1 protein-coding gene is annotated in these 329 nt (G+C 46.2%); it reads left to right on the plus strand.

Annotated elements, in window-relative coordinates; genetic code table 11:
• Positions 1-329, plus strand: a 329-nt coding sequence (locus IL45_RS15090; protein ID WP_036579816.1) for a hypothetical protein, incomplete at both ends; no start/stop codon positions are given.

Here is a 329-nt window from a genome sequence, read left to right on the forward strand (position 1 = left end):
TGTGATGGTGATGGTGAGACTAACGGAGAAGAAGTGATGAATGGTACAGAGCCATTTGACCCATGTAGTGTAACAAATGCTACGATACCAACAAATCCAATGATGGCAGGAACGCCAGCTCAAAATGCATATGATGTATGGGCAGCTGCAGACTGTGATGGCGATGGTGACTCCAATGGAACGGATGCAGATCCAACAGATCCATGTGTGTTTACAGCCGGAAGTGTAGCAGATACAAGTAATCCAATATGGCAAGCAGCAGATTGTGATGGAGATGGAGATTCTAACGGAACCGATCCAGACCCAACAGATCCATGTGTGTTTACAGC

Origin of the sequence: Nonlabens ulvanivorans (genome assembly GCF_000732625.1) — a bacterium.
In the GTDB taxonomy this organism is placed as follows: Bacteria; Bacteroidota; Bacteroidia; order Flavobacteriales; family Flavobacteriaceae; genus Nonlabens; species Nonlabens ulvanivorans.